The sequence below is a fragment of the Herbaspirillum sp. SJZ107 genome, assembly GCF_006715485.1.
GTDB lineage: Bacteria > Pseudomonadota > Gammaproteobacteria > Burkholderiales > Burkholderiaceae_D > Telluria.
In genome coordinates, this window is record NZ_VFNH01000001.1 from 1,399,483 (window position 1) to 1,418,669 (window position 19,187).

Below are 19,187 nucleotides of genomic sequence, written 5' to 3' on the forward strand. Positions count from 1 at the left end.
TTTGATGGGACTGCAAGCGTCGGCGTGACGGCATGGATGGGAATTCTGCGCCGACAGAGGTGATGCTCATCCGGAGACCAGACACTGTGAAAACGATGATGGCTCATGAAGCACGGAACCTCGAAGACGCTGATGGCCTGGCGCGAATCCCCTCAGGCCGGTGTGGTCACCGGTAAGCCACAGTCGCCGCAAAAACGCGCGTCGTCGTCGAGGGTGGCGCCGCAGTGATGGCATTCTGCAGGGCGGGTGATCGCGATGACCTGCGCCTGCTGCGCGCGCAGTTCCTGCTGGCCACGCGCATCGGTCGCTTGGTCGTCGACCAGTTTGCCCATGGCACCTATGCGCTGCGCGCGGTCGAGGTCACTGGCGGACGTCGGCGCGACGACCATCGAACGCGTCTCGCCGAACTGTTTCAGCACGCCAGCCAGTTCCTCGGCGCGCTGCGGCATCCCGCGCATGCCGATCAGCTGGCGCCACGCATTCTTCCCGAAAATGACCGAGTCGATTTCCGAAACCCACACGCGCATGGTCATGCTTTCCACGTTGATCACGTTCTTCGAGGTCTGCACATTGCCCGCAAGCTGGTTGCCGACGTTCAGGCGCGCCGATTCGAAACTGCCGCTGATTTCTACCCAGACGAGCTCGGATACGAAGTCGAACCGTCCCCATAACGCATGCGCCGCCTTGCGGCAGAATTCGCCGACCGCCAGCATGCTCGTCGCCTGGCTCATGGTCGACGATACCGGCTCGCCATCGAGGATATGGTTCACGGTCTCGACCGCGAAGAGGGTGCCGGCCAGCATGTACATGGTTGCCAGTGCCGACAGCGCGGCCAGCCAGCGGAACTGAGGTAAGGCGAACGCATCGGCCAGCTTGGCAACCGTGCGATTCGCTTGCGGCCGCGGCTGGGTTTCCTCGAAGAGTTCCGCTTCAAAGCGACCTTGCTGGCCGTGGATCTCGGGCGACCGGCGCGCATAGCGGCGGTTCGGAATGTTCTGGTACCAGCGCGCCATCATGACGCGATCGATTTCCTCGAGCAGCTTGTTCGGATGGGCGTTCATGGTCACGGTATCGGCGACGCGCGCGACGCCGACCGACTGCGGGGGAGCTTGCAGCTGATTCCTGAGCGCCAGGCCGAATACCACGCACCCGGCCAGCGCCGCCAATAGCGCGACCAGCAGCGAGCCATTGATCGAAAAGCTGCCGATATCCGGCAAGGCGTTACGAGCCATCGCCAGCACCACCGGGCCAAGGACCGCCAGCAAAATCAGCGTGACCAGCCACCTCTGCCCAACAGCCACGCGTCCCGCGACCTGGCCATTCGACGCATGCGTCTGCGCGACCATCGGTCGCAGGATCAAGGGAAGGCTGAACGCCGCATACGCGATGCCGATCCAGCCGCTGGCCCTGGCTTGCCCGAATAGCAGCCAGCACATGCTGAAACTTGTCAGGGTCGCGGCCAGCGCCAGGAAGTTATGGAATTGCGCCTGTGCGTTTTCCTGGATGCGCTTCGGAGCGAAGATCAGGTGCGGCAGCCATGAATACAGCTGTTCGCTCAGGGGGAGACCGGATCGCCGGCGTGATAGCCCAGCGTCTCCGCACTGACGATCGTCGTAGACGTCGGCAGCGTTACGCCCAGGTTCAGTAACGGGATCAGCATTTGGTAATTGACCGGTGCGCAATCGGAATCGGGTTTGCATATCCGGGCCCGAACCATACGAATACAGGTATTGGATGGGCTGGTTGCGCTTCCGTAGGGATTTGTGAGGCAGTTTTGACGATTCCGGCCCGGGCTGCCGGGCATGCTTGCGGCCGGAATTGGTTCGTAAGTCGTCGTCGCTCCCTGTTTCAGGTAAATGTAGTCGATGCGAATGTGCCGGTCGGTGACCGGCGCACCGAATGGAAGTTCCCCGGGGGAGGCTCGCAACATCGCATGCTGCTTTGCAAGATCCAGATCGGCGGTGCTGCGCCAGTCGATATTTGCGGCGGCTCTCGCTGCGCTCCGGGTAACGTTGGCAAGTGTGTTGTACATGTACATTATCCGGGCGATCTCAAGGATCCCGAACACGACGATGAAGAACAGAATCGCTACAAGCGCAAATTCGACTGCTGCCACGCCGCTCTCTGCATGCCTCACCGGGCGCCGGATAGTTGGCTTCTTCACGTCAGCCTCCTACATAGTCGGTTGCCATGACTGCCCTGAGGACGATTGGTCCACCATCGGTAAAGACTGATGTAAATGGATCAAAGAACGAGTCGTAGACCGGGACGGTGACGCGTACCATGACCTTCTTTGGCACGTCGATGCCGAAACAGTGATCCCAGTATGGCGTAGGGCTGCCTGCATAGCACTGCACCGAAACGGCGATGCCCGCGCCAGGGTTCAATTCTGCTATCTCATCCCTCGCGATTTTCTCTGCCAAAAGAGCAACTGGCACGTCGCTGCCGGTCGACGATGGCGTAATTTCCCTGAGCGTTGTGGTCGCCATGAACCTGGCGGCATCGTGCGCGGCTTTTTCTGCAACGGTATAGCACCAGAAAACCCGCGCAAAGAACAGCATGCCGCTGATCATAATCAGCAAAAAGGGAAGTACGATTGCGCACTCGACGGCAATGCTGCCTCGTCTACGCAAGGACGGTTTTCGAATCGATGCTTTCATTGATAGATCTCCACTGGCCCACCCAGCTGATCTTCTGTCGTGAGACCACCAAATTCTGCATAGAGTGAGGTGGCACTGGCTTGTGTCGTCATCAAGAATTTCCCGGTTCCAAGCACCGTCGCGGTAGAGCCGGTTACTGGACAGGAAAGCAGAGGTATGTTCAGAACCCGTCTGTTCGCGGTGCCGGGCCTGCGTGCCACTGCCGGGCTCTGAAAATAGGCGCCACCACTGGCCATGAGATAAGGCGCCGATGCCGGATAAGTCCCGATTGTCGACGTCGAGCCGTACAGCTTGCTCCAGATGTTGGGTGAAGTTGCAGCGAAGGGCGTATAGCCCCCGGGCGGTTCCGGTGCATTCGGATTGGTAACGGACGACCAGGGGACCGCGCGAGCAAAAGACCAGAGCACGCCGTAATCCACGGCAGTCGGGTAATTCGTCGGTCCGATCTCGGCAACCGTCTGCAGCTTTGTGGTTGTCGCGAAATCCTGTTTTGCGACCTGGACTGTAGCCTTCGTGGACATCCAGCTCACCCCGGCAAACGCGTATTGCTTGACATTGCTGTCGGGCGGCGAGTTGTTGACGTCGCAGGTCCCCGAATAAGGGTCAAAACGGGAATTGAGATGACCGAAGTACGTACCGATTGGAAACGGGCTCTGGACGGCAACCGTTGCACCCGTCACCTGCCGGACGGCCATCGTTCCTGTGCAGATATATGCTGCGTAAATCGATGGGTCGAGATTGGATGCCGCGGCGCCGCTGCCTGCCAATGAAACCGGATCGACCTGGAAACTCATGGGACCCGGCCCCTTTGGATTGAGGTTCATGAGGTCATAGCCCACGCCACGGCGAAAACCGTATTCGATCAGCTCATCGTACTGGGCGCCGTTCGAGTTCGGGCGCTTGTCACGCGGCGTGGACGACATGGCGCAAATGGCCAGCGGCGTCACCTGAAGGCGGCCCTTGCCTGCAATCGTGACGTGGCCGACTTCGACGGAACTGAACGATGCCGATATGATCGGCGCGAAGAACAGGGCGACTTTTCCATACTTTCCGCTCAGCAGCTTGGTGTCCACTTTTACAAACACCAGCCCAGCAGGAGAAGCTGCCGCGTCCCCACTCGATTTCCAGCCGCTGCCAGCTTCGTGTGAAGCACCGAATGTTATCGCGGCGTTCTCCCAGGTCATATTGTGCAGATAGGCATACTTTGGCCCATTCACCTGATCCTCCACGACTTGCTGCGCAGCAGTCAGCGCCGCATTGACGCCTGCGCTTGTTCCATCCAGTTTTTTTGCTGCTGCAAGCGCAACTGCATCGGCCAGAATCTGCATTTCAGCTTGCCGGTTGTAGATCCGCGAGAGATCGAGAGCAAGCATGAAAAAACCCAGGATAACGGGAAGAAGCAATACGGTCATGATCGCAATTGCACCGGTTTCCTGTTTTATTCCGTAACCGGCACGCGAGGATGACCAGCTTTTCAAGAAAGAGGAATCCCGATTCAGCGTAGTCACCTTATCTTTCATCGCGTTCCTCCTGCACCGAACGGCATTTGCGATATATCAATTAGAAAGAATCAAGGTAAATTTTAAGGTTGAGCACCGCTGTGGCATTGATTTCCGGCAATCTCGATTGGGATGCCGAGAACCTGCAACACTGCCGGCACTTGGGCAGCGAGCGAGAGGCGCGGTCAATAGTCAGGGTTTGTTGATGTCGCAAATGGTCGGGCGATTACTGATCCGCATCAAACTTAGGCAGATGTTTGCTTGAGGCAGATTTCGAAGCAGAACAGACTATAAGTTTCCTGCAATTCATAAACGTCGCATCCTCGGGCCACAGACGTCGGAAACCGATCATCATGATTCTGAGAAAAATAGAGTCTGTAACAGCAAACCTTACGTTCAGCGTATTTTTCTGCGCAATTCTTGGCTGGGGTGTGTTTGAAATCCTGCTTTTCCAGCTAGGCAGCGGAATTCGCTTGCATCTCATGATCACGCTGATGGGCGGCATTATTTCTACGCTCGCGCTGCGGAGGTGCAGGACATGGTGGCCCGGATTCAGCAGTCCTGATGCTGGCACCCGGGTGCCGTCGAGCGGATTCGTCACCAGTGACGTGTTGCCTTGCCTGGCATTGGCAGGGATCGGGGGGCTATGGGGGCTCTCGATACAGTCCGGTTCCTGCTCCTTTTTCGCGTTCTCTGTAGCTGGACTGGTCTTTTTCCCATGGTCCAAAATCAGTTTTTGCCTGCGGCACTTCTTCATCTCCACTGCAGCGCTGGTCGTGGGCGCCGGAGGGCCCCTGGTAGCTGGAGGAGCCCGTGTACCTGGAGGGACTCTGATGGACCTGTTTCCCTACATGCTTGACGCATGGCTTCTCTGGTTTATCGCCATTTGCCTGGTACTCGCCACGTATCGGAAGCCTGGCGCCACGACGAGTGGAGAGGCTGGGAAGGTCCGCTTGCAGTCTTCCGAAGATGCAATCGTACACAACTAGCGTTCTGCACCACTTCCGTGTCGAAGTCGTACGGCCGGCACACCCGGGGTGATCTGGCCGAACCTGCCGGGGCAACCGGCGACGATCGAAAAAAAACCCGCACGAGGCGGGTCCGCGTCGCCGCGGTTGGTCAGCGTGAACGTCACGTCGATGGTTCGCCGCCCTTCATGGTGTTGCTCGACAGATGTCGCTGTAGTAGCGGTCGGCTTTGAGCTTGACGGTCTTGCCGAAGCGGCTGACCGCATCGATCAAGCCGCCAGCGGTCGAGAAGCCTTCGATCGGACGAAGGATCCTGCGCATCGCTGGCTGCGGCAACAGCTGACCGCAGTGGCGCAGGGCGACTGACTGAACGTCCCACGCAGACAAGGCGCCCAGCGGTCCGCGAAGCGGTCTCGCTTACCCTAGCGCAGCGCCAGCCGCAATTGCAGCAGCAGATAATCGACGTCGGCGGCGCCGGTATAGCGGCCCAGCGAAATGCGCACCGCATTGCGCGCCTGCGCATCGCTCAGCCCGATCGCGCGCAGCACATACGAGGGCGCGGCGCTGGCCGAATTGCAGGCGGAGCCGGCGGACACCGCAATGCCGGGCAGCTTGTCCGCCAGCCCGCCGGTGCCGCTGAAGCTGACGTTGACGTTGTGCGGAATGCGCTGTGCGAGGTCGCCGTTGAAGCGCACGCCGGGCAGGGCCGCCAGGCCGCTGCGCAGGCGTTCCTGCAAGGCCGCGATGCGCGATGTTTCGCCAGCCAGTTCCAGGCGGGCGAGTTCGCAGGCCTCGCCCATGCCGACGATCTGGTGGCTCGGCAGCGTGCCGGAGCGCAGGCCCTTTTCATGCCCACCGCCGTCCATCTGCGCCTCCAGCCGGACTTGCGGGTCGCTGCGCACGTACAGCGCGCCGATGCCCTTGGGGCCGTACAGCTTGTGCGCACTCAGCGACAGCAGGTCGACCTGCAGCTGCTCGACGTCGACCGGCATCTTGCCGGCCGCCTGCGCCGCGTCGGCGTGCAGCAGGATGCCGCGTGCGCGGCAGATGCGCCCGAGTGCCGCCACCGGCTGTATCACGCCAATCTCGTTATTGACCAGCATGACCGAGGCCAGGATGGTATCCGGCCGCAGCGCCGCCTCGAAGGTGGCCGGGTCGACCAGGCCGCTGGCCTGCGGCTGCAGGTAGGTGACTTCGTAGCCTTCGCCCTCCAGCCGGCGCATGGTGTCGAGCACCGCCTTGTGCTCGGTCGCCACCGTGACCAGGTGCCGGCCTTTGGCGCGGTTGGCGTGCGCCGCACCCTTGATGGCGAGATTGTTCGATTCGGTGGCGCCGGAGGTCCAGACGATGTCGCCGGCGCGTGCGCCGATCAGGGCCGCGACCTGGGTGCGGGCACGTTCCACCGCGAAGGCGGCATCCTGGCCGAAAGCGTGGGAGGAGCTGGCCGGGTTGCCGAATTTTTCAGTCATGTAGACCAGCATCTTCTGGGCGACGCGCGGATCGACCGGCGTGGTGGCCGCGTAGTCCAGGTAGATGGGACGCGCCGCCGGCGCGGGGAGGTCGGCGGGGCTGCAACAGGGCGCCGCGGCGCGGCTAGGCGTGAGGGCTTCGGTCATGACGGTCCTGGTGGATGGAGGAAAACCCACCTTAACCGCGTCCCTTACAAAAATGAACGACCGAATGTGCACATCCTTATGCGGTTTTTCACGAGCCCAGGTCCGCTTGCTGTCGGCGCGACGTTGGCCTTGACGCGTATGGCGGCAGTTGGTCAAGCACGTTGCAGAGGCATTCCGATCCAAGAAGTGCAACTAACCGACAAACGAAAGGCGACCGAACGACACCCCGCCACCAACGGCCGGTGGCAGTGACGAAGCGCCGGTCGGTGTTCCGTCAACCCGGCTGCACGGCGACCTCGGGTTCGACCGGATCCAGCGCGTCGCGTGCCCCCGTGCACTGGTGGCGCAGGAAGAAACGCAGCATCTCGCGGCTGGCGTCCGGGCCGCCCGCCTCGGTGTAGCTGCCGCGCCGGTTGCCGCCGCACCAGGCGTGGCCGACGCCGTCGAGCGTCCAGTGCTCGGCCAGGATGTTCCCCGCGGGACTCTTGTGGACGTGCCGGGTGAAGCCGCGGCCGGCCATCTCCCCTCGCTCCTGCGACAACGACAGCGCAAGCCGTCCGCGCGGCGTTTGCGCCGTGTAGGCATCGATGGTCTGCTGAATCACGCCGGCGCTGTTATTCGGATGCACGGTGCTGTCCTGGTCACCGTGGAAGACGATCGTCGGCACGCCGGACGGCGCATTCCCGCGCACCGGTGCCGGCGCGGCGGCGCCGTCGCGCATGGCCAGCATCGCGCCATAGTGGTCGGTGGCGCTGCCGTACGCCAGGCCGGAATGACAGCCGACGGCGGCGAACAGATCGGGATAGGTCCTGCCGAGGATGACCGCCATGGCGCCGCCGGCGGACAGGCCCGCGACGTACACGCGCGTCCGGTCGACCGCGTGCTCGGCCATGACCTTGCGCACGACGCCGGCGATGAGGGCAGGTTCGCCCCGGCCGCGCTGGTGGTGGCCATCGTCGAACCAGTTCCAGCAGCGGCTCCAGTTGGCGTCGGCCGGTTGCTCGGGGTAGGCGACCAGGTAGCCGGCTTCCTGCGCGAGCTCGTTCATGCCGGTGCCGAGGGCGAAATCGTCGGCGTCCTGGCCGCCGCCGTGGAGCATGACGACCAGCGGCAGCGGGTCGTCGCCATGCCCGCCCGGCACGAACAGCTTGTAGCGCAAGGATCGGGCGTCGCCGTGGTAACGGTCGGCGGTGAATGTCCCGCCGCTGGATGCGCGGGCCGGGGCGAACGGGGAAAGGGCGAAGGACGACCATGCGTCCAGCATCGTATGTAACATCATCTGGCTCCCTTCAGGCGCTGAGTCCTTGTATTTGTGCCAGTGTCACACGATGCTGCGCTGCAGCATAGGCAATGCTGAGCCGTCGTCGTGTAGGAGATCACGCCGACACGATGCACGGCGAGGAACAGGAGCGCCAGCCGGGTCCTGCACGGCCGCCGCGCAGGAAAACACCCGGCTACTCGGCCGCCAGCACCTGGATCTGCGCCGTCGCCTTCGGCGTCGGCCAGATCTTCGATTGCAGGCCGGTGCTGACCGCCACCTTTTGTCCGGCGCCGGTGTCGTAGGTGATCACGCCGCCGCTGACGGCCCCACCCAGCGCACGCTTCCACAGTACCTTGCCGCTGGCGCTGTCGATCACATAGAAGTTGCCGCCCATGTCGCCGAAGAAGGCCACGCCGCCGGCGGTCGGGGTCACCGCGCCGATGATCGGATTCGGCGCCTTGAAGCGCCAGCGCTGCTTGCCGGAGACCGCATCGACCGAGGTCAGCCAGCCGCCCCACCTGGCTTTCGGGTCGTTCTTGCCGAAGCCGTCCTTCGATGAACCGGACCAGGCCTGGCCCTTCGACACCGAGGCGATCTTGTCGTCGCCGTCGACGCGCACGGTCGTGCACCAGTCGACCTGGCCGCTGAGCACGGCGTCGTGGGCCAGGTCGTAGGCCGGCCCGTTCCATTCGGAGCCGCCCTGGGTGCCGGGGCAGAAGCGCGTGCCCTTGGGCGACAGCGGGGCGCCCGTGTTGAACTGGGTGGTCATCGGCAGCCGGTACAGGCGCTTGCCGCTCTTGCGCTCGAAGGCGTAGAGGAAGCCGTCCTTCGGGCTCAAGGCCATGATGTCGGTGCCGTTGCGGGCGGTGAACAGCGCCGGGGCCGACGACACGTCGTAGTCGTGGAAATCTTCCGGCACGATCGGGAAATGGCGCTTGTAGGCGCCGGTCTTGGCATCGAGCACGACGACCGAGCCGGCGTACAGGTTCTCGCCCTTGCGCAGGTGCTTGGCGAAGTCGGGCGCCGGATTGCCGCCCGGGACGTACAGTTCGCCGCTTGCGGGATCGAGCGAATACGAGGTCCAGGTGGCGCCGCCGGTGATTTCCACGCCGGGGGCATTGTTCCAGGTCGCGGCCGGGGGCGCGCCGCTGCCCTGCGGACCGCGGGTCGGGTCGGCGGCCGATTTCGGCACCAGGTAGTACTCCCAGACGATCTTGCCGGTCGCGGCGTCGAGGGCGTACATGCGTCCCTTGACGCCGCGGTTGTCGCCGCCGGCATTGCCGATGAAGACCAGGCCGTTCCAGACGATCGGCGCGGCCGGTACGGTTTCGCCTTTTTCCTGGTCGGCGATCTGCGTATGCCACAGGCGCGCACCGGTCTTCTCGTCATACGCATAGACCGAGCCGTTCGACGCGCCGCGGAACACGCGGCCTTTTTCGATGGCGACGCCGCGCTGGGCGCCCAGGTAGCTGTTCTTGAACTCCTCGTGCATGCGCCAGTTCAGCTTGCACGTGTCCGGATTGATGGAAAAGGTGTCGTGCTCGGTGGTGGCGAACAGGGCGCCATCGACCTGCACCAGCCCGGACTGGAAGCCGGTCGATTCGCCGGTATCGTAGCTGCACACGATCTTCATGGCGCCCGCATTCGCAGGCTTGATGGCGTCGAGCGGCGAAAAGCGTTCGGAGGCGACGGTCCGGTTATAGCTCGGCCAGTCGGCGACCGGCGCGGCATGCAGCACGGGCATGGCGACGGCGAGCGCGGTCGTACCCAGAAACACGGTAAATGGTCGCATGGCATTCCTCGAGATGGTCAATATGACATCTCCAGTGTAGCAAGCCGCGCCGGCGGGGACTGTTCAGCTGGTGGGAATGAGTGTTCCGTTTTACGTCTCGATGACGATCTTGCCGAACGCCCCGCGGTCCAGCTGTTCGAAGGCGGCCGGCAGGTCGGCCAGCGGGTGGCGCGACCCGATCACCGGCTTGATCCGGTTGCGGTCGACCGCGCGCACCAGGTTCTCCAGCGCCAGCCGGCTGCCGGTGCCGATGCCGTGGATCGTCACATCCTTCAGCATCAGCGGCATGGCCGGCGCGCCGAGGTCGAAGCCCTCGAGTGCCCCGATCTGACAGATACGGCCGCCGACGGCCGCCGCCTGCACCGATGTGCCGAGGTGGGCGCCGCCCACGACTTCGAGGACGATATCGGCGCCGCGGTCCGCGGTCAGCGCGTACACGGCCTCGAGCCAGTTCCCGCGCTTGCTGTCGATATAGTGGTCGGCGCTCAGCGCACGCGTGCGCGCCTCGTTGTCCGCGCGGCCGCAGACGATCACTGTGGCCCCGTGCGCCTTGGCGATCTGCAGACCGAACAGCGCCACGCCGCCGGTGCTCGGAATCAGCACGGTGTCGCCGGCGCGCACGCGGGCGCGCTCGGCCAGCGCAAACCAGGCCGTCACGCCGGCGCAGGGCAGGGTGCAGGCTTCGGCATCTGTCAGCGTGGACGGGGCGCGCACCAGCCACGCCTCCGGCAGCGCCACGTACTCTGCCAGCACGCCCGGATAGTAGCCGCCGAGGGTACGGTAGGCCGGCGTGCGCGCATCGCCGGGGCGCAGGCCGTCGATCCAGTCGGGCATGAAGGTCGAGATCACGCGCGCGCCGGCCTCGAAGCGGTTGGCGCCCGGACCCGATGCGACCACTTCCCCGCACAGGTCGGAGCCGGGTGTGAACGGAAACGCCAGCGGCAGGCCGCGCCCGGTCTCGACGACCATCTTGTCGCGGTAGTTGAGGGCGACCGCCGCCACTTTCACCAGTACCTGGTGTTCGCCAGGGACCGGGATCGGCGCCTCGCGTAATGCCAGCCGGTCGCGTCCGATGGCGTCGATTTCCCAGCGCCGCATGGTATCAGTCATGATGTTTTCCTTTACTGTCAACGAGATGGATGAGTGTGACAGCGGCGACTATGCGCGTGAATATCCTATAATCGGCATTGGTTGTTGAATATGGTGCATCAATATGACAGGGACCGAATACGCCGAGCTGGTGGCTTTCATGGCGGTGGCGAGCGAGCGCAGTTTCCGGCGCGCGGCGCAGCGCCTGGGGCTGTCGCCGTCGGCCTTGAGCCATACGATCCGCGCGTTGGAGACGCGGCTCGGCGCGCGCCTGCTCAACCGGACCACGCGCAGCGTCGCCCCGACCGAAGCCGGGCAACAGTTGTTCGCGCGCCTGCAGCCGGTGCTGGGCGAGATGGACGCGGCCGTGCGCGAGGTCGGCGCGCACCAGGACACGCCGCGCGGCACCGTGCGCGTGAACCTGCCGCGTATCGCCGCGCAATGGGTCGTCGGGCCAATCCTGGCCGACTTCCTGGCGGCTTACCCGGGCGTACGGGTCGATCTGGTGGTGGACGACAGCATCACCGACGTCGTCGCCGGCGGCTTCGACGCCGGCATCCGCTCTGGCGAACTGGTGCAGCAGGACATGGTGGCGATCCGGCTCACACCCGACCTGCGCATGGCGGTGGTGGGCGCCCCTGCCTATCTTGCCCGGCATCCGGCCCCGCAAGCGCCGCTGCAACTGCGCGAACACGCCTGCCTGACCTACCGCTGGCGCGAGAGCGGGACGCTGCAGCGCTGGCGTTTCTCGGGGCCGGCGGGGGCCAGCGAGGTCGCCGTCGACAGCGTGTTCACCGCCAACGACACCAATCTGCTGCTGGATGCCGCGCTGCGCGGCGCCGGCCTGGCGTATCTCCTCGACGGTCTGGTGGCGCCCTACCTGGGGCGTGGGGAACTGGTGCGCGTGCTGGAACCCTGGTGCCCGCCATTCGCCGGCTTTTACCTCTATTACCCGAACCGGACGCACATGCCGGCGGCGTTGCGCGCATTCGTCGACGTCCTCAAGTCCAGCTACGCGGATCGATGATTATCCCGTATCGCCGGATCAGGAAAACGGGAACGCGACCTCGGGCGCGCGACCCGAGACGATATCGGCCAGCGCCCGGCCCGAGCCGCAGGCCATGGTCCAGCCAAGCGTGCCGTGGCCGGTATTCAGGTACAGGTTGGCATAACGCGTCCTGCCGACATACGGCAGGTTCGACGGCGTCAGCGGCCGCAGGCCGGCCCAGTAGCGCACCTGGTCGTAGTCGCAGGCGTCTGGAAACAGGGCGCGCACGCGGCGCGTGATCGCTTCGCAACGCACCATGTTGAGTTCGCGCGAATAACCGTTCAACTCGCAGGTGCCGGCTACCCGCAGGCGCGATCCGAGCCGCGACATGACCAGCTTGTGGCCGTCGTCGGTGAGCGACACCGTCGGTGCCGCGCCGGCATCGGCGATCGGGTAGGTGGCGGAATAGCCTTTGCCCGGATAGATCATCAGCCGGATGCCGAGCGGTGCCAGCAGGGCAGGGGAGAAACTGCCGAGGGCGACGACGAAGCCGTCGGCACGCAGCACCTGGTGCCGGCCGGCGCCGTCGATGACTTCCACGCCGGTGATGTTTCCTGCCTCGGCCAGCAGGCGGGTCGCCGTCATGTTGTAGGCAAAATGGACGCCGGCAGCCGTGCTGCGGGCGGCAAGCTGGGACGTGAACCGGTAGACGTCGCCCGATTCGTCGGTGGCCGTGAAGTCGCCTCCCACCAGCCGCGGGCGTGCCGCGCGCAAGGCCGGCTCGATGCGCACCACCTCGTCGGCGTCGATCGTCATGCGCGGGCAGCCCAGTGCGCGCATCGCCGCCGCCGCCGCGCAGGATTTGTCGAACTCCCGTTGGTCCGTGTAGAAATGCAGGATGCCGCGTTCCAGATGGTCGTATTCGATGCCGGTGTCGGCACGCAGCGCCTGCAGGCTGCGGCGGCTGTAGTCGGCCAGCGCCACGATCCGGCGCAGGTTCGCCGCGACGCGCTCAGGCCGGCACTCGCGGATGAACTGCAGGCACCAGCGCCATTGCAGCGGATCGGCGCGCAGCCGAAACAGCAGCGGCGCATCTTCGCGCCCGAGCGAGCGCAATACCTTGAGCAGGCTGGCAGGATTCGCCCACGGCTCGGCATGCGACACCGAAATCTGGCAGCCGTTGGCAAAGCTGGTCTCCTGCGCCGGTCCTGGCTGGCGTTCGAGGACGGTCACGGCATCGCCGGCCTGGCGCAGGTACCAGGCCGACGCGGTGCCGACTGCGCCGGCGCCCAACACGATGATGTTCAAGGTTGCTCACTCCCCGGGTCACTGTAAGGACTGGCGATGCAGGGAAGAGAAGAAAAACGGATGCGGGGCGGCGCGCGCAGGCTGTTCGGGCTTCCCTTCGCTGGCATTATCCAGATCAGGTTCAAAGGGTATGTCTCACCCGCGCGCCGGTAACGACGGCGCAGGACCCCTAGCGGTTTGTCGGCTCATGCGAGCAGACGGCAGCAGTGTACGCAGGATTGGCGTGGCTGGCAAACGGCGGCCGTGTCGACGGCCGCGCAAACGGTTCAGAAACGGTACTGGATCCCGGTCGTCAAGCCGGTCTGCGTCGATGCGCTGCCCAACTCGTCGCGCGACAGTCCGATCGGTTGCCCGTGGGCGGCGCGTGCTTGCGCAGCGACGACATAGAAGGTCGTGCGTTTCGAAAATGCGACCATGGCGCGCACCACCACCATGGTCGGGTCGGCATCGCGGCTGGCAGGCAGGTTCCGCGTATTGATATGGTAGGCGGCGCCGGTCAGCGTCACGTTGCCGACCAGGTAGCTCACGCCGGCCCAGCAGGTGTCGGCGCGCAGGTCGGCCTTGCCGGGCGTGGCGGAGTCCAGCTCGAAGCCGCGCATTGCCATCATCGTGCGCCAGCGGCCCGACTGGTAAGCCGCGCCCAGGTGCCACGCGCGGGTCTGGTCGCGCCGGCCGCTGGCGGCCAGGGTATTGCCGTTGACCTGTTCCCAGGTCGCCATGACACCGAGGCCGCCACCGGACCATGATCCGCCGACGGCGACCTTGCGGCCATCGGCCGCGTGCCCGGCCTGTTCGCCAAGCCCGACGGTGGCGCCGTAGGTCAAACCGCCGCTGTGGCCCGTATATTTGACCAGGTTGTCGAAGCCGGTCGTCATGCCGTATTTCGATGGCCCGGTGGCGCTGCCGGTGGTCGCCCAGGAGTAGTTCGGCGCGTAGCCCATCGGATCGAACTTGCTCACCAGGTCGTAGGTCGTGGTGAACGAGCGGCCGACCACGATGCGTCCGAAGCCCCCTTCGAGGCCGACATTGGCCTGGCGCTTGAACAGCGGGCCGCCGCCGGTATCGCCGGTATCCATGCCGATCGCGCCCTCGAGGTTGAAGACCGCCTTCAGGCCGGCGCCCAGGTCTTCGCTGCCGCGAAAACCCCAGCGCGAGGTGTTCTTGCCGCCCGAAACCACGCGGACCACGCTGCCGTCGCCGGGTGCCGCGTGGTTCACGTATTCGACGCCGGCGTCGATGATGCCGTAGATCTGGACCTCGCTCTGGGCCATGGCGGCCGGGTCCAGGAAAAGCGCTGCCACGACGGCGAGCGCGCGTGCCGACTTCTTCATGCTTGTCTCCAATGTGATGGTATTTTTTGTGCCGGTGCCATGCCGGCGGCGGGTGCGGTTTACGTGAACCCGAACAGCGCTTTCGGCGTATCGGCCAGCACGATGCGCCGTTCGTCCGGGTCCGGCAGCCAGGTATCGAGCGCTTGCCTGGCCGACCCGTAGTCGGCCTGGTTTTCGAACTGGGTGTGCGGCCAGTCGCTGCCCCACAGCAGGCGTTCCATACCGAAGGCGTGGCGCAGCAGCGGGATGGCGTCGAGGGCGATCTGCTGGCCGCGGCCGCCGGCGCCGTTGCGGTAGGCGCCCGACAGCTTGATCCAGACGCGCCGCGTCGACGCGGCGTCCAGCAGGAAGCGAAAGCCCGGATCGTCGACGCCGAGCGCCGGGTCGGGACGGCCGAAGTGGTCGACCACGACCTTGACGCCGGCATCCAGCAGCGGCTGCAGGACGGCCGGCAGGCGGCCGGCTTCGCGGTGCACCTCGACCTGCCATCCGAGGTCCGCGACCTGCCGCAGGAGTGCGCGCCAGCGGCCATCCGCGAAGTCGGGCACGGCGGCGTTGCCGACGAGGTTCAGGCGGATGCCGGCGATGCCGGCGGCCTGCATCGCGCCGAGCGCCGCCGGCGTGGCGTCGGGCCCGACGACCGCGATGCCGCGCAGGCGCCCGGGCAGGAGCTTCAGTCCGGCGAGAAGATAGCTGTTGTCGGTACCCAGGAAGCTGGGTTGCACCAGCACGCCGCGCGCGATGCCTTGCCGGTCCAGCATGCCGATGTAGTCGGCGAGCAGGGCGTCATGGTCGGGTGCGTAGCGCCGCACGTTGGCCAGCTTGAGGCCGCGCTGGAAGATGTGGGCGTGGGTATCGATGGCTGCCATGCTGGGATGCTCCTCACGCTTCCCGGTGCCGGCACAGGCGGGCAGCAGGAAAGGCAGGATGGCGCTGGCCACGCCCATGTGGAATTGGCGTCGTTTCATGCAGTGTTATCGCTGAGGTGGAGTTGAGGACCATGTTTCGTTCAGTGTCCGGCGGCGCCGTCGGCGAGATCCTTGCCGCGGGTTTCCGGCAGCGCGATAACGGCAAGGATCACCAGCGCATAGGCGATGCCGGCATCGACGCCGATCGCGGTACCGAGCGGCATGTTGCCGCTCATGTGGCCGACCAGGACCGGAAACCCGGCCGAGACGATGCGGCCGAAGTTGTAGCAGAACCCGACGCCGGCGCCGCGCATCTCCGCCGGATAGAGTTCGTTGAACAGGGCGCCCAGGCTGGCCGGAATGCCGGCGGCAAAGAAGCCCAACGGCAGTCCGAGCAGCAGCATGGCGCTGTCGCCCAGATCGAGGAAGACGTAGGCCTGTACGGTGACGATGCAGCAGGCGGCGAACAAGACCAGATTCCAGCGCCGGCCGAGGCGGTCCATCAGGTAGGCGCTCGCAATGCAGCCGCACCAGAATGCGCCGATGATCAGCGCCAGGTAGCCGCTCGTGCCGAGCACGGACAGGTGGCGTTCCGTCTTCAGGTAGGTCGGGAGCCAGGTCATCAGGGCGTGGTAGCCACCATGCGCGCCGACGCCGACGAGGGCGCCCATCGCGGTCAGGCGTAGCACGCCGGGCCCAAAGATGGCCAGCGGTCCGGGTCCGCCGGCGCCGGGCCGGGAAGCGCTGTCCGTAAAACGCTCGGGCTCGGGAATGTGGCGGCGCACATAGATGATGAGCAGGGCCGGCAGGACGCCGATCCCGAACATGATGCGCCAGGCCAGCTCGGGCGGCAGCAGCAGGTAGACTGCCGAATACAGCAGCACCGCCGCACCCCAGCCCACCGCCCAGGCGCTCTGGACCGAGCCCATTGCCTTGCCGCGGTGCGCCGGCCGGATGACCTCGGCCATCAGCACGGCGCCGGCCGCCCATTCGCCGCCGAAGCCGAAGCCCTGCAGTGCCTTGAGCACCAGCAGCTGGCCGAAGCCGGTGGCAAACGCCGACAGCATCGTGAACAGCGAGAACCAGGCAATCGTCAGCTGCAGTGCCCGGACCCGGCCGATGCGGTCGGACACGGCCCCCATGATCCAGCCGCCGAGGGCCGAGGACACCAGCGTCACGCCGCCGATCAGGCCGGCGTCCGTCTTGTCGAGGCCGAATGTGGCGATCAGGGCCGGTATGGCCAGGCTGAACATCTGCACGTCGAGCGCATCGAGCGCCCAGCCGCCGAAGCAGCCCCAGAAAGTCTTGCGTTCCCGTGGAGTGATCTCCCGGTACCAGTTGAACATGAATGTCTCCGCATGATGCGGCGGGGTGGCATCGACGCCCGCCTGTCATCGGGCCGCTGGTGCTGTCAGCGCTGCGGCCCTGGTTGGGTGCAATGGGAAGCCGGTCAGCGCTTGCGGGTGAGCAGCCACAGGGTGATGCAGCCGATCAGGGAGATCAGCGCGATCGGCAGCAGGGCCAGCGCAAAGCTGCCGGTCGCCTGCTTGATGGCGCCCAGCATCGCGGAGCCGACGAAGCCGGCCAGGTTGCCGACCGCGTTGACCTGGGCCAGGCCGGCGGCAGCACTCTTGCCGGGCATCCATTCGCTGGCCAGTGCCCAGAACGGTCCCTTGAAGATATAGGTGCCGGTGACTGCCAGCACCAGCAGCGCGATGGTGAGGGTGAGGGAAGAACCCGTAAACGCCACCAGCATCAGGCTGATCGCCACCGCGGCCAGCGGCAGGCCGCTGTGCCAGACGCGTTCTTGGGTGCGGTCCGAGTGCTTGCCCCACCACAGCATCAGGACGGCGGCTATGCCGAAGGGCACCGAGTTGAGCAAGCCGGTTTCCAGCGTCGAGAGGCCGAAGGCCTTGATGATCTGCGGCTGCCACAGGGACAGGCACTGGCTGGCGCCGGACGCACCCGCATACACCAGCGCCGCGGCCAGCACGTAGCGGTTCAGCAGGATGTCGCGCAGGCGGCCGTGGTCGGCGCCGCCGGCGGTCTTGCCGGCCGCCGCGTTCTCGGTGTCCAGCTGGCGCGTCAGCCAGGACTTTTCTTCCGCATTCAGCCACTTGGCTTCCTGCGGCTTGTTGGTCAGCAGCCATGGCACCATCACGCCGAGCAGGATGGCGGGCATGGCTTCCAGCACGAACATCAGCTGCCAGCCCTGCAGGCCGAACAGGCCGTCGAGCTGCAGCAGCGCGGCCGACAGCGGCGAGCCGATGAAGCTGGACAGCGGCACCGCGACCATGAAGATGGCGATGATGCGGGCACGGTAGGCGGACGGGAACCATTGGGTCAGGTACAGGATCACGCCCGGGAAGAAGCCCGCTTCGGCGGCGCCGAGCAGGATCCGCATCGCATAGAACGAGTTCGGTCCGCTGATGAGGGCAGTGCAGGCCGACACCAGGCCCCAGCTGATCATGATGCGGGCGATCCACAGGCGCGCCCCGACCTTCTGCATCGCCAGGTTGCTCGGAATTTCGAACAGCACGTAAGTCAGGTAGAACAGGCCGCCGCCGAGTCCGAAGGCGGCGTGGTCGATGCCGACGGCATGGTTCATCTGCAGCGCCGCGAAGCCGACATTGACGCGGTCGACAAAGGCGATGAAGTAGCCCAGCATGAGAACCGGCAGCAGGCGCCATGCGACCTTGCGCATGGTCTGGCGCTCCAGCTGCGATATGACGCGCGTGCTTGTGTCCAGGGTGGTCGAATGCATTGTCTTTCCTCGGGTCGAATTTATAGGTAAAGAGGGGCCATCCGCGCCTGTCGCCAGGCTGGCCTCTGTAATTCGGGACGGCGGGGTGTGCCCCGCCGGCCGCTCAGCGGATCCTCAGTGGATCCTCAGCGGATCTCTACGTGATAGCGGAACTGCTCGGCCGGGCCGCGCGAACGGCGCCACTCCAGCGGCTGGCGGTCATAGCCCAGCGCCACGCGCTCGACCACGATCACCGGCGCGCCGGGCTGCAGTTGCAACAGCCGCGCATGCACCTCGTCGACCGCTTCGGCGGTGAGGTCTTCCTCGGCCGACGCGATCACCTGGCCGCAGCGTTCCTCGTACAAGGGATACAGCAGGTCGCCGAAGGCGCCGGTGTCGATGTCGAGCAGTGCCGCAAATTTGTACTTGGGCAGCCAGATCGATTCGGCGAGCAGCGGTGTGCCGTTCAGCAGGCGCAGGCGCGTCATGTGGATGACTTCCGAACCGGGCGCCAGGCGCAGGGCGGACGCCACCGCGGAGGGCGCTTCCATGACTTCGCGGCGCAGGATGCGGCCCTCCGGCACCTGGCGTTCGCCGCTTTCCTTTTGAAAGCGGAAGAAGCGGAACAGGGAAGAATCGAAGCGTGCCCGGCGCACGAAGGTGCCGCGTCCCTGGAAGCGCTCGAGCGCGCCTTCCGCGACCAGCATGTCGATCGCCTTGCGCACCGTGCCGATGGACGCCGAGAACTGCTTGACCAGTTCGGCTTCAGTGGGGATGGCTTCGCCCGGCCGCCACTGCTGGCTGGCAATGCGCTCGCTGAGTTCGTCCCGCAAGCGCTGGTACAAGGGAAGCCGTTCGTCGTGTCTCCGTACGAAGTTCATATGCTCATCTAGTCATATATATGAATTTATGGATGTACTGTACACACAGTGCTTGCGCGCGTCAACAAAGATCGACGTCATGACCATGCCACTTGCGTGCGGAGCATTTGCGCATGATCCGCAACTAACCGACAACGCGGAGC

Annotated in this window: 17 protein-coding genes and 1 riboswitch; of the genes, 2 read left to right on the plus strand and 15 right to left on the minus strand. The window is 65.2% G+C overall.

Features of this window, described 5'->3' with window-relative positions:
* Window positions 1–152: 152 nt before the first annotated feature.
* The 4 genes from FBX97_RS30455 to FBX97_RS06295 all read right to left on the minus strand — a co-directional run bounded on the left by FBX97_RS30455 (window position 153) and on the right by FBX97_RS06295 (window position 4,180).
* Window positions 153–1,436 (minus strand): zinc ribbon domain-containing protein, encoded by a 1,284-nt coding sequence (locus FBX97_RS30455; RefSeq protein ID WP_370457201.1) that lies wholly within the window; start codon window positions 1,434–1,436, stop codon window positions 153–155.
* Window positions 1,437–1,555: 119 nt separating this feature from the next.
* Window positions 1,556–2,164 carry a TadE/TadG family type IV pilus assembly protein gene (locus FBX97_RS30000; protein ID WP_141829596.1) on the minus strand — a complete coding sequence of 203 codons (609 nt, stop codon included), beginning with the start codon at window positions 2,162–2,164 and terminating at the stop codon, window positions 1,556–1,558.
* 1 nt (window position 2,165) lies between these two features.
* Window positions 2,166–2,660 (minus strand): TadE/TadG family type IV pilus assembly protein, encoded by a 495-nt coding sequence (locus FBX97_RS06290; protein WP_141829597.1) that lies wholly within the window; start codon window positions 2,658–2,660, stop codon window positions 2,166–2,168.
* Window positions 2,657–4,180 carry a pilus assembly protein TadG-related protein gene (locus FBX97_RS06295; RefSeq protein ID WP_141829599.1) on the minus strand — a complete coding sequence of 508 codons (1,524 nt, stop codon included), beginning with the start codon at window positions 4,178–4,180 and terminating at the stop codon, window positions 2,657–2,659. Before FBX97_RS06295 ends, FBX97_RS06290 begins: the two co-directional genes overlap by 4 nt.
* A 332-nt stretch (window positions 4,181–4,512) precedes the next feature.
* On the opposite strand from FBX97_RS06295, the gene FBX97_RS06300 reads away from it, so the two are divergent.
* Window positions 4,513–5,148: a hypothetical protein gene (locus FBX97_RS06300; protein ID WP_141829601.1), complete on the plus strand. Its 636-nt coding sequence runs from the start codon at window positions 4,513–4,515 to the stop codon at window positions 5,146–5,148.
* A 165-nt stretch (window positions 5,149–5,313) separates the two neighbouring features.
* Here the strand turns inward: FBX97_RS06300 and FBX97_RS30005 are convergent, their stop codons facing one another.
* The 5 genes from FBX97_RS30005 to FBX97_RS06320 all read right to left on the minus strand — a co-directional run bounded on the left by FBX97_RS30005 (window position 5,314) and on the right by FBX97_RS06320 (window position 10,906).
* Complete coding sequence (locus FBX97_RS30005) at window positions 5,314–5,448, minus strand: hypothetical protein (RefSeq protein WP_255517321.1); 135 nt, start codon at window positions 5,446–5,448, stop codon at window positions 5,314–5,316.
* A gap of 101 nt (window positions 5,449–5,549) precedes the next feature.
* Window positions 5,550–6,743, minus strand: coding sequence for an aminotransferase class V-fold PLP-dependent enzyme (locus FBX97_RS06305; RefSeq protein WP_141829603.1), 1,194 nt, complete (start codon window positions 6,741–6,743; stop codon window positions 5,550–5,552).
* Window positions 6,744–7,017: 274 nt separating this feature from the next.
* Window positions 7,018–8,022 (minus strand): PHB depolymerase family esterase, encoded by a 1,005-nt coding sequence (locus FBX97_RS06310; protein ID WP_255517322.1) that lies wholly within the window; start codon window positions 8,020–8,022, stop codon window positions 7,018–7,020.
* A 175-nt stretch (window positions 8,023–8,197) separates the two neighbouring features.
* Window positions 8,198–9,796, minus strand: a complete 1,599-nt coding sequence (locus tag FBX97_RS06315) for a PQQ-binding-like beta-propeller repeat protein (protein ID WP_141829605.1) — start codon at window positions 9,794–9,796, stop codon at window positions 8,198–8,200.
* A gap of 90 nt (window positions 9,797–9,886) precedes the next feature.
* Window positions 9,887–10,906 carry an NAD(P)-dependent alcohol dehydrogenase gene (locus FBX97_RS06320; RefSeq protein WP_141829607.1) on the minus strand — a complete coding sequence of 340 codons (1,020 nt, stop codon included), beginning with the start codon at window positions 10,904–10,906 and terminating at the stop codon, window positions 9,887–9,889.
* A 103-nt stretch (window positions 10,907–11,009) separates the two neighbouring features.
* Between FBX97_RS06320 and FBX97_RS06325 the strand changes: the two genes are divergently transcribed.
* A complete protein-coding gene (locus tag FBX97_RS06325) occupies window positions 11,010–11,912 on the plus strand; it encodes a LysR family transcriptional regulator (RefSeq protein ID WP_141829608.1) in 903 nt (300 codons plus the stop codon).
* 18 nt (window positions 11,913–11,930) lie between these two features.
* Here the strand turns inward: FBX97_RS06325 and FBX97_RS06330 are convergent, their stop codons facing one another.
* The 6 genes from FBX97_RS06330 to FBX97_RS06355 all read right to left on the minus strand — a co-directional run bounded on the left by FBX97_RS06330 (window position 11,931) and on the right by FBX97_RS06355 (window position 19,044).
* A complete protein-coding gene (locus tag FBX97_RS06330; RefSeq protein WP_141829610.1) occupies window positions 11,931–13,181 on the minus strand; it encodes a D-amino acid dehydrogenase in 1,251 nt (416 codons plus the stop codon).
* Between the two features lie 75 nt (window positions 13,182–13,256).
* Window positions 13,257–13,362, minus strand: a riboswitch (TPP riboswitch).
* 85 nt (window positions 13,363–13,447) lie between these two features.
* Window positions 13,448–14,512 (minus strand): porin, encoded by a 1,065-nt coding sequence (locus FBX97_RS06335; RefSeq protein WP_141829612.1) that lies wholly within the window; start codon window positions 14,510–14,512, stop codon window positions 13,448–13,450.
* Between the two features lie 59 nt (window positions 14,513–14,571).
* Window positions 14,572–15,480 (minus strand): amidohydrolase family protein, encoded by a 909-nt coding sequence (locus tag FBX97_RS06340; protein ID WP_141829614.1) that lies wholly within the window; start codon window positions 15,478–15,480, stop codon window positions 14,572–14,574.
* A 41-nt stretch (window positions 15,481–15,521) separates the two neighbouring features.
* The gene (locus FBX97_RS06345; protein WP_141829616.1) at window positions 15,522–16,766 is read right to left on the minus strand and encodes an MFS transporter; all 1,245 of its coding nucleotides are present in this window, start codon (window positions 16,764–16,766) and stop codon (window positions 15,522–15,524) included.
* Window positions 16,767–16,870: 104 nt separating this feature from the next.
* Window positions 16,871–18,184, minus strand: a complete 1,314-nt coding sequence (locus FBX97_RS06350; RefSeq protein ID WP_141829618.1) for an MFS transporter — start codon at window positions 18,182–18,184, stop codon at window positions 16,871–16,873.
* Window positions 18,185–18,309: 125 nt separating this feature from the next.
* Window positions 18,310–19,044 carry a GntR family transcriptional regulator gene (locus FBX97_RS06355; protein WP_141829620.1) on the minus strand — a complete coding sequence of 245 codons (735 nt, stop codon included), beginning with the start codon at window positions 19,042–19,044 and terminating at the stop codon, window positions 18,310–18,312.
* Between the last annotated feature and the right edge of the window lie 143 nt (window positions 19,045–19,187).

Bases quoted from the DNA above. Each gene is read 5' to 3' on its own strand.
- FBX97_RS30455 (WP_370457201.1), bottom strand. From the start codon at position 1,436: ATGTGCTGGCTGCTATTCGGGCAAGCCAGGGCCAGCGGCTGGATCGGC.
- FBX97_RS06290 (WP_141829597.1), bottom strand. From the start codon at position 2,660: ATGAAAGCATCGATTCGAAAACCGTCCTTGCGTAGACGAGGCAGCATT.
- FBX97_RS06295 (WP_141829599.1), bottom strand. From the start codon at position 4,180: ATGAAAGATAAGGTGACTACGCTGAATCGGGATTCCTCTTTCTTGAAA.
- FBX97_RS06300 (WP_141829601.1), top strand. From the start codon at position 4,513: ATGATTCTGAGAAAAATAGAGTCTGTAACAGCAAACCTTACGTTCAGC.
- FBX97_RS30005 (WP_255517321.1), bottom strand. From the start codon at position 5,448: ATGCGCAGGATCCTTCGTCCGATCGAAGGCTTCTCGACCGCTGGCGGC.
- FBX97_RS06305 (WP_141829603.1), bottom strand. From the start codon at position 6,743: ATGACCGAAGCCCTCACGCCTAGCCGCGCCGCGGCGCCCTGTTGCAGC.
- FBX97_RS06310 (WP_255517322.1), bottom strand. From the start codon at position 8,022: ATGATGTTACATACGATGCTGGACGCATGGTCGTCCTTCGCCCTTTCC.
- FBX97_RS06315 (WP_141829605.1), bottom strand. From the start codon at position 9,796: ATGCGACCATTTACCGTGTTTCTGGGTACGACCGCGCTCGCCGTCGCC.
- FBX97_RS06320 (WP_141829607.1), bottom strand. From the start codon at position 10,906: ATGACTGATACCATGCGGCGCTGGGAAATCGACGCCATCGGACGCGAC.
- FBX97_RS06325 (WP_141829608.1), top strand. From the start codon at position 11,010: ATGACAGGGACCGAATACGCCGAGCTGGTGGCTTTCATGGCGGTGGCG.
- FBX97_RS06335 (WP_141829612.1), bottom strand. From the start codon at position 14,512: ATGAAGAAGTCGGCACGCGCGCTCGCCGTCGTGGCAGCGCTTTTCCTG.
- FBX97_RS06340 (WP_141829614.1), bottom strand. From the start codon at position 15,480: ATGAAACGACGCCAATTCCACATGGGCGTGGCCAGCGCCATCCTGCCT.
- FBX97_RS06345 (WP_141829616.1), bottom strand. From the start codon at position 16,766: ATGTTCAACTGGTACCGGGAGATCACTCCACGGGAACGCAAGACTTTC.
- FBX97_RS06350 (WP_141829618.1), bottom strand. From the start codon at position 18,184: ATGCATTCGACCACCCTGGACACAAGCACGCGCGTCATATCGCAGCTG.
- FBX97_RS06355 (WP_141829620.1), bottom strand. From the start codon at position 19,044: ATGAACTTCGTACGGAGACACGACGAACGGCTTCCCTTGTACCAGCGC.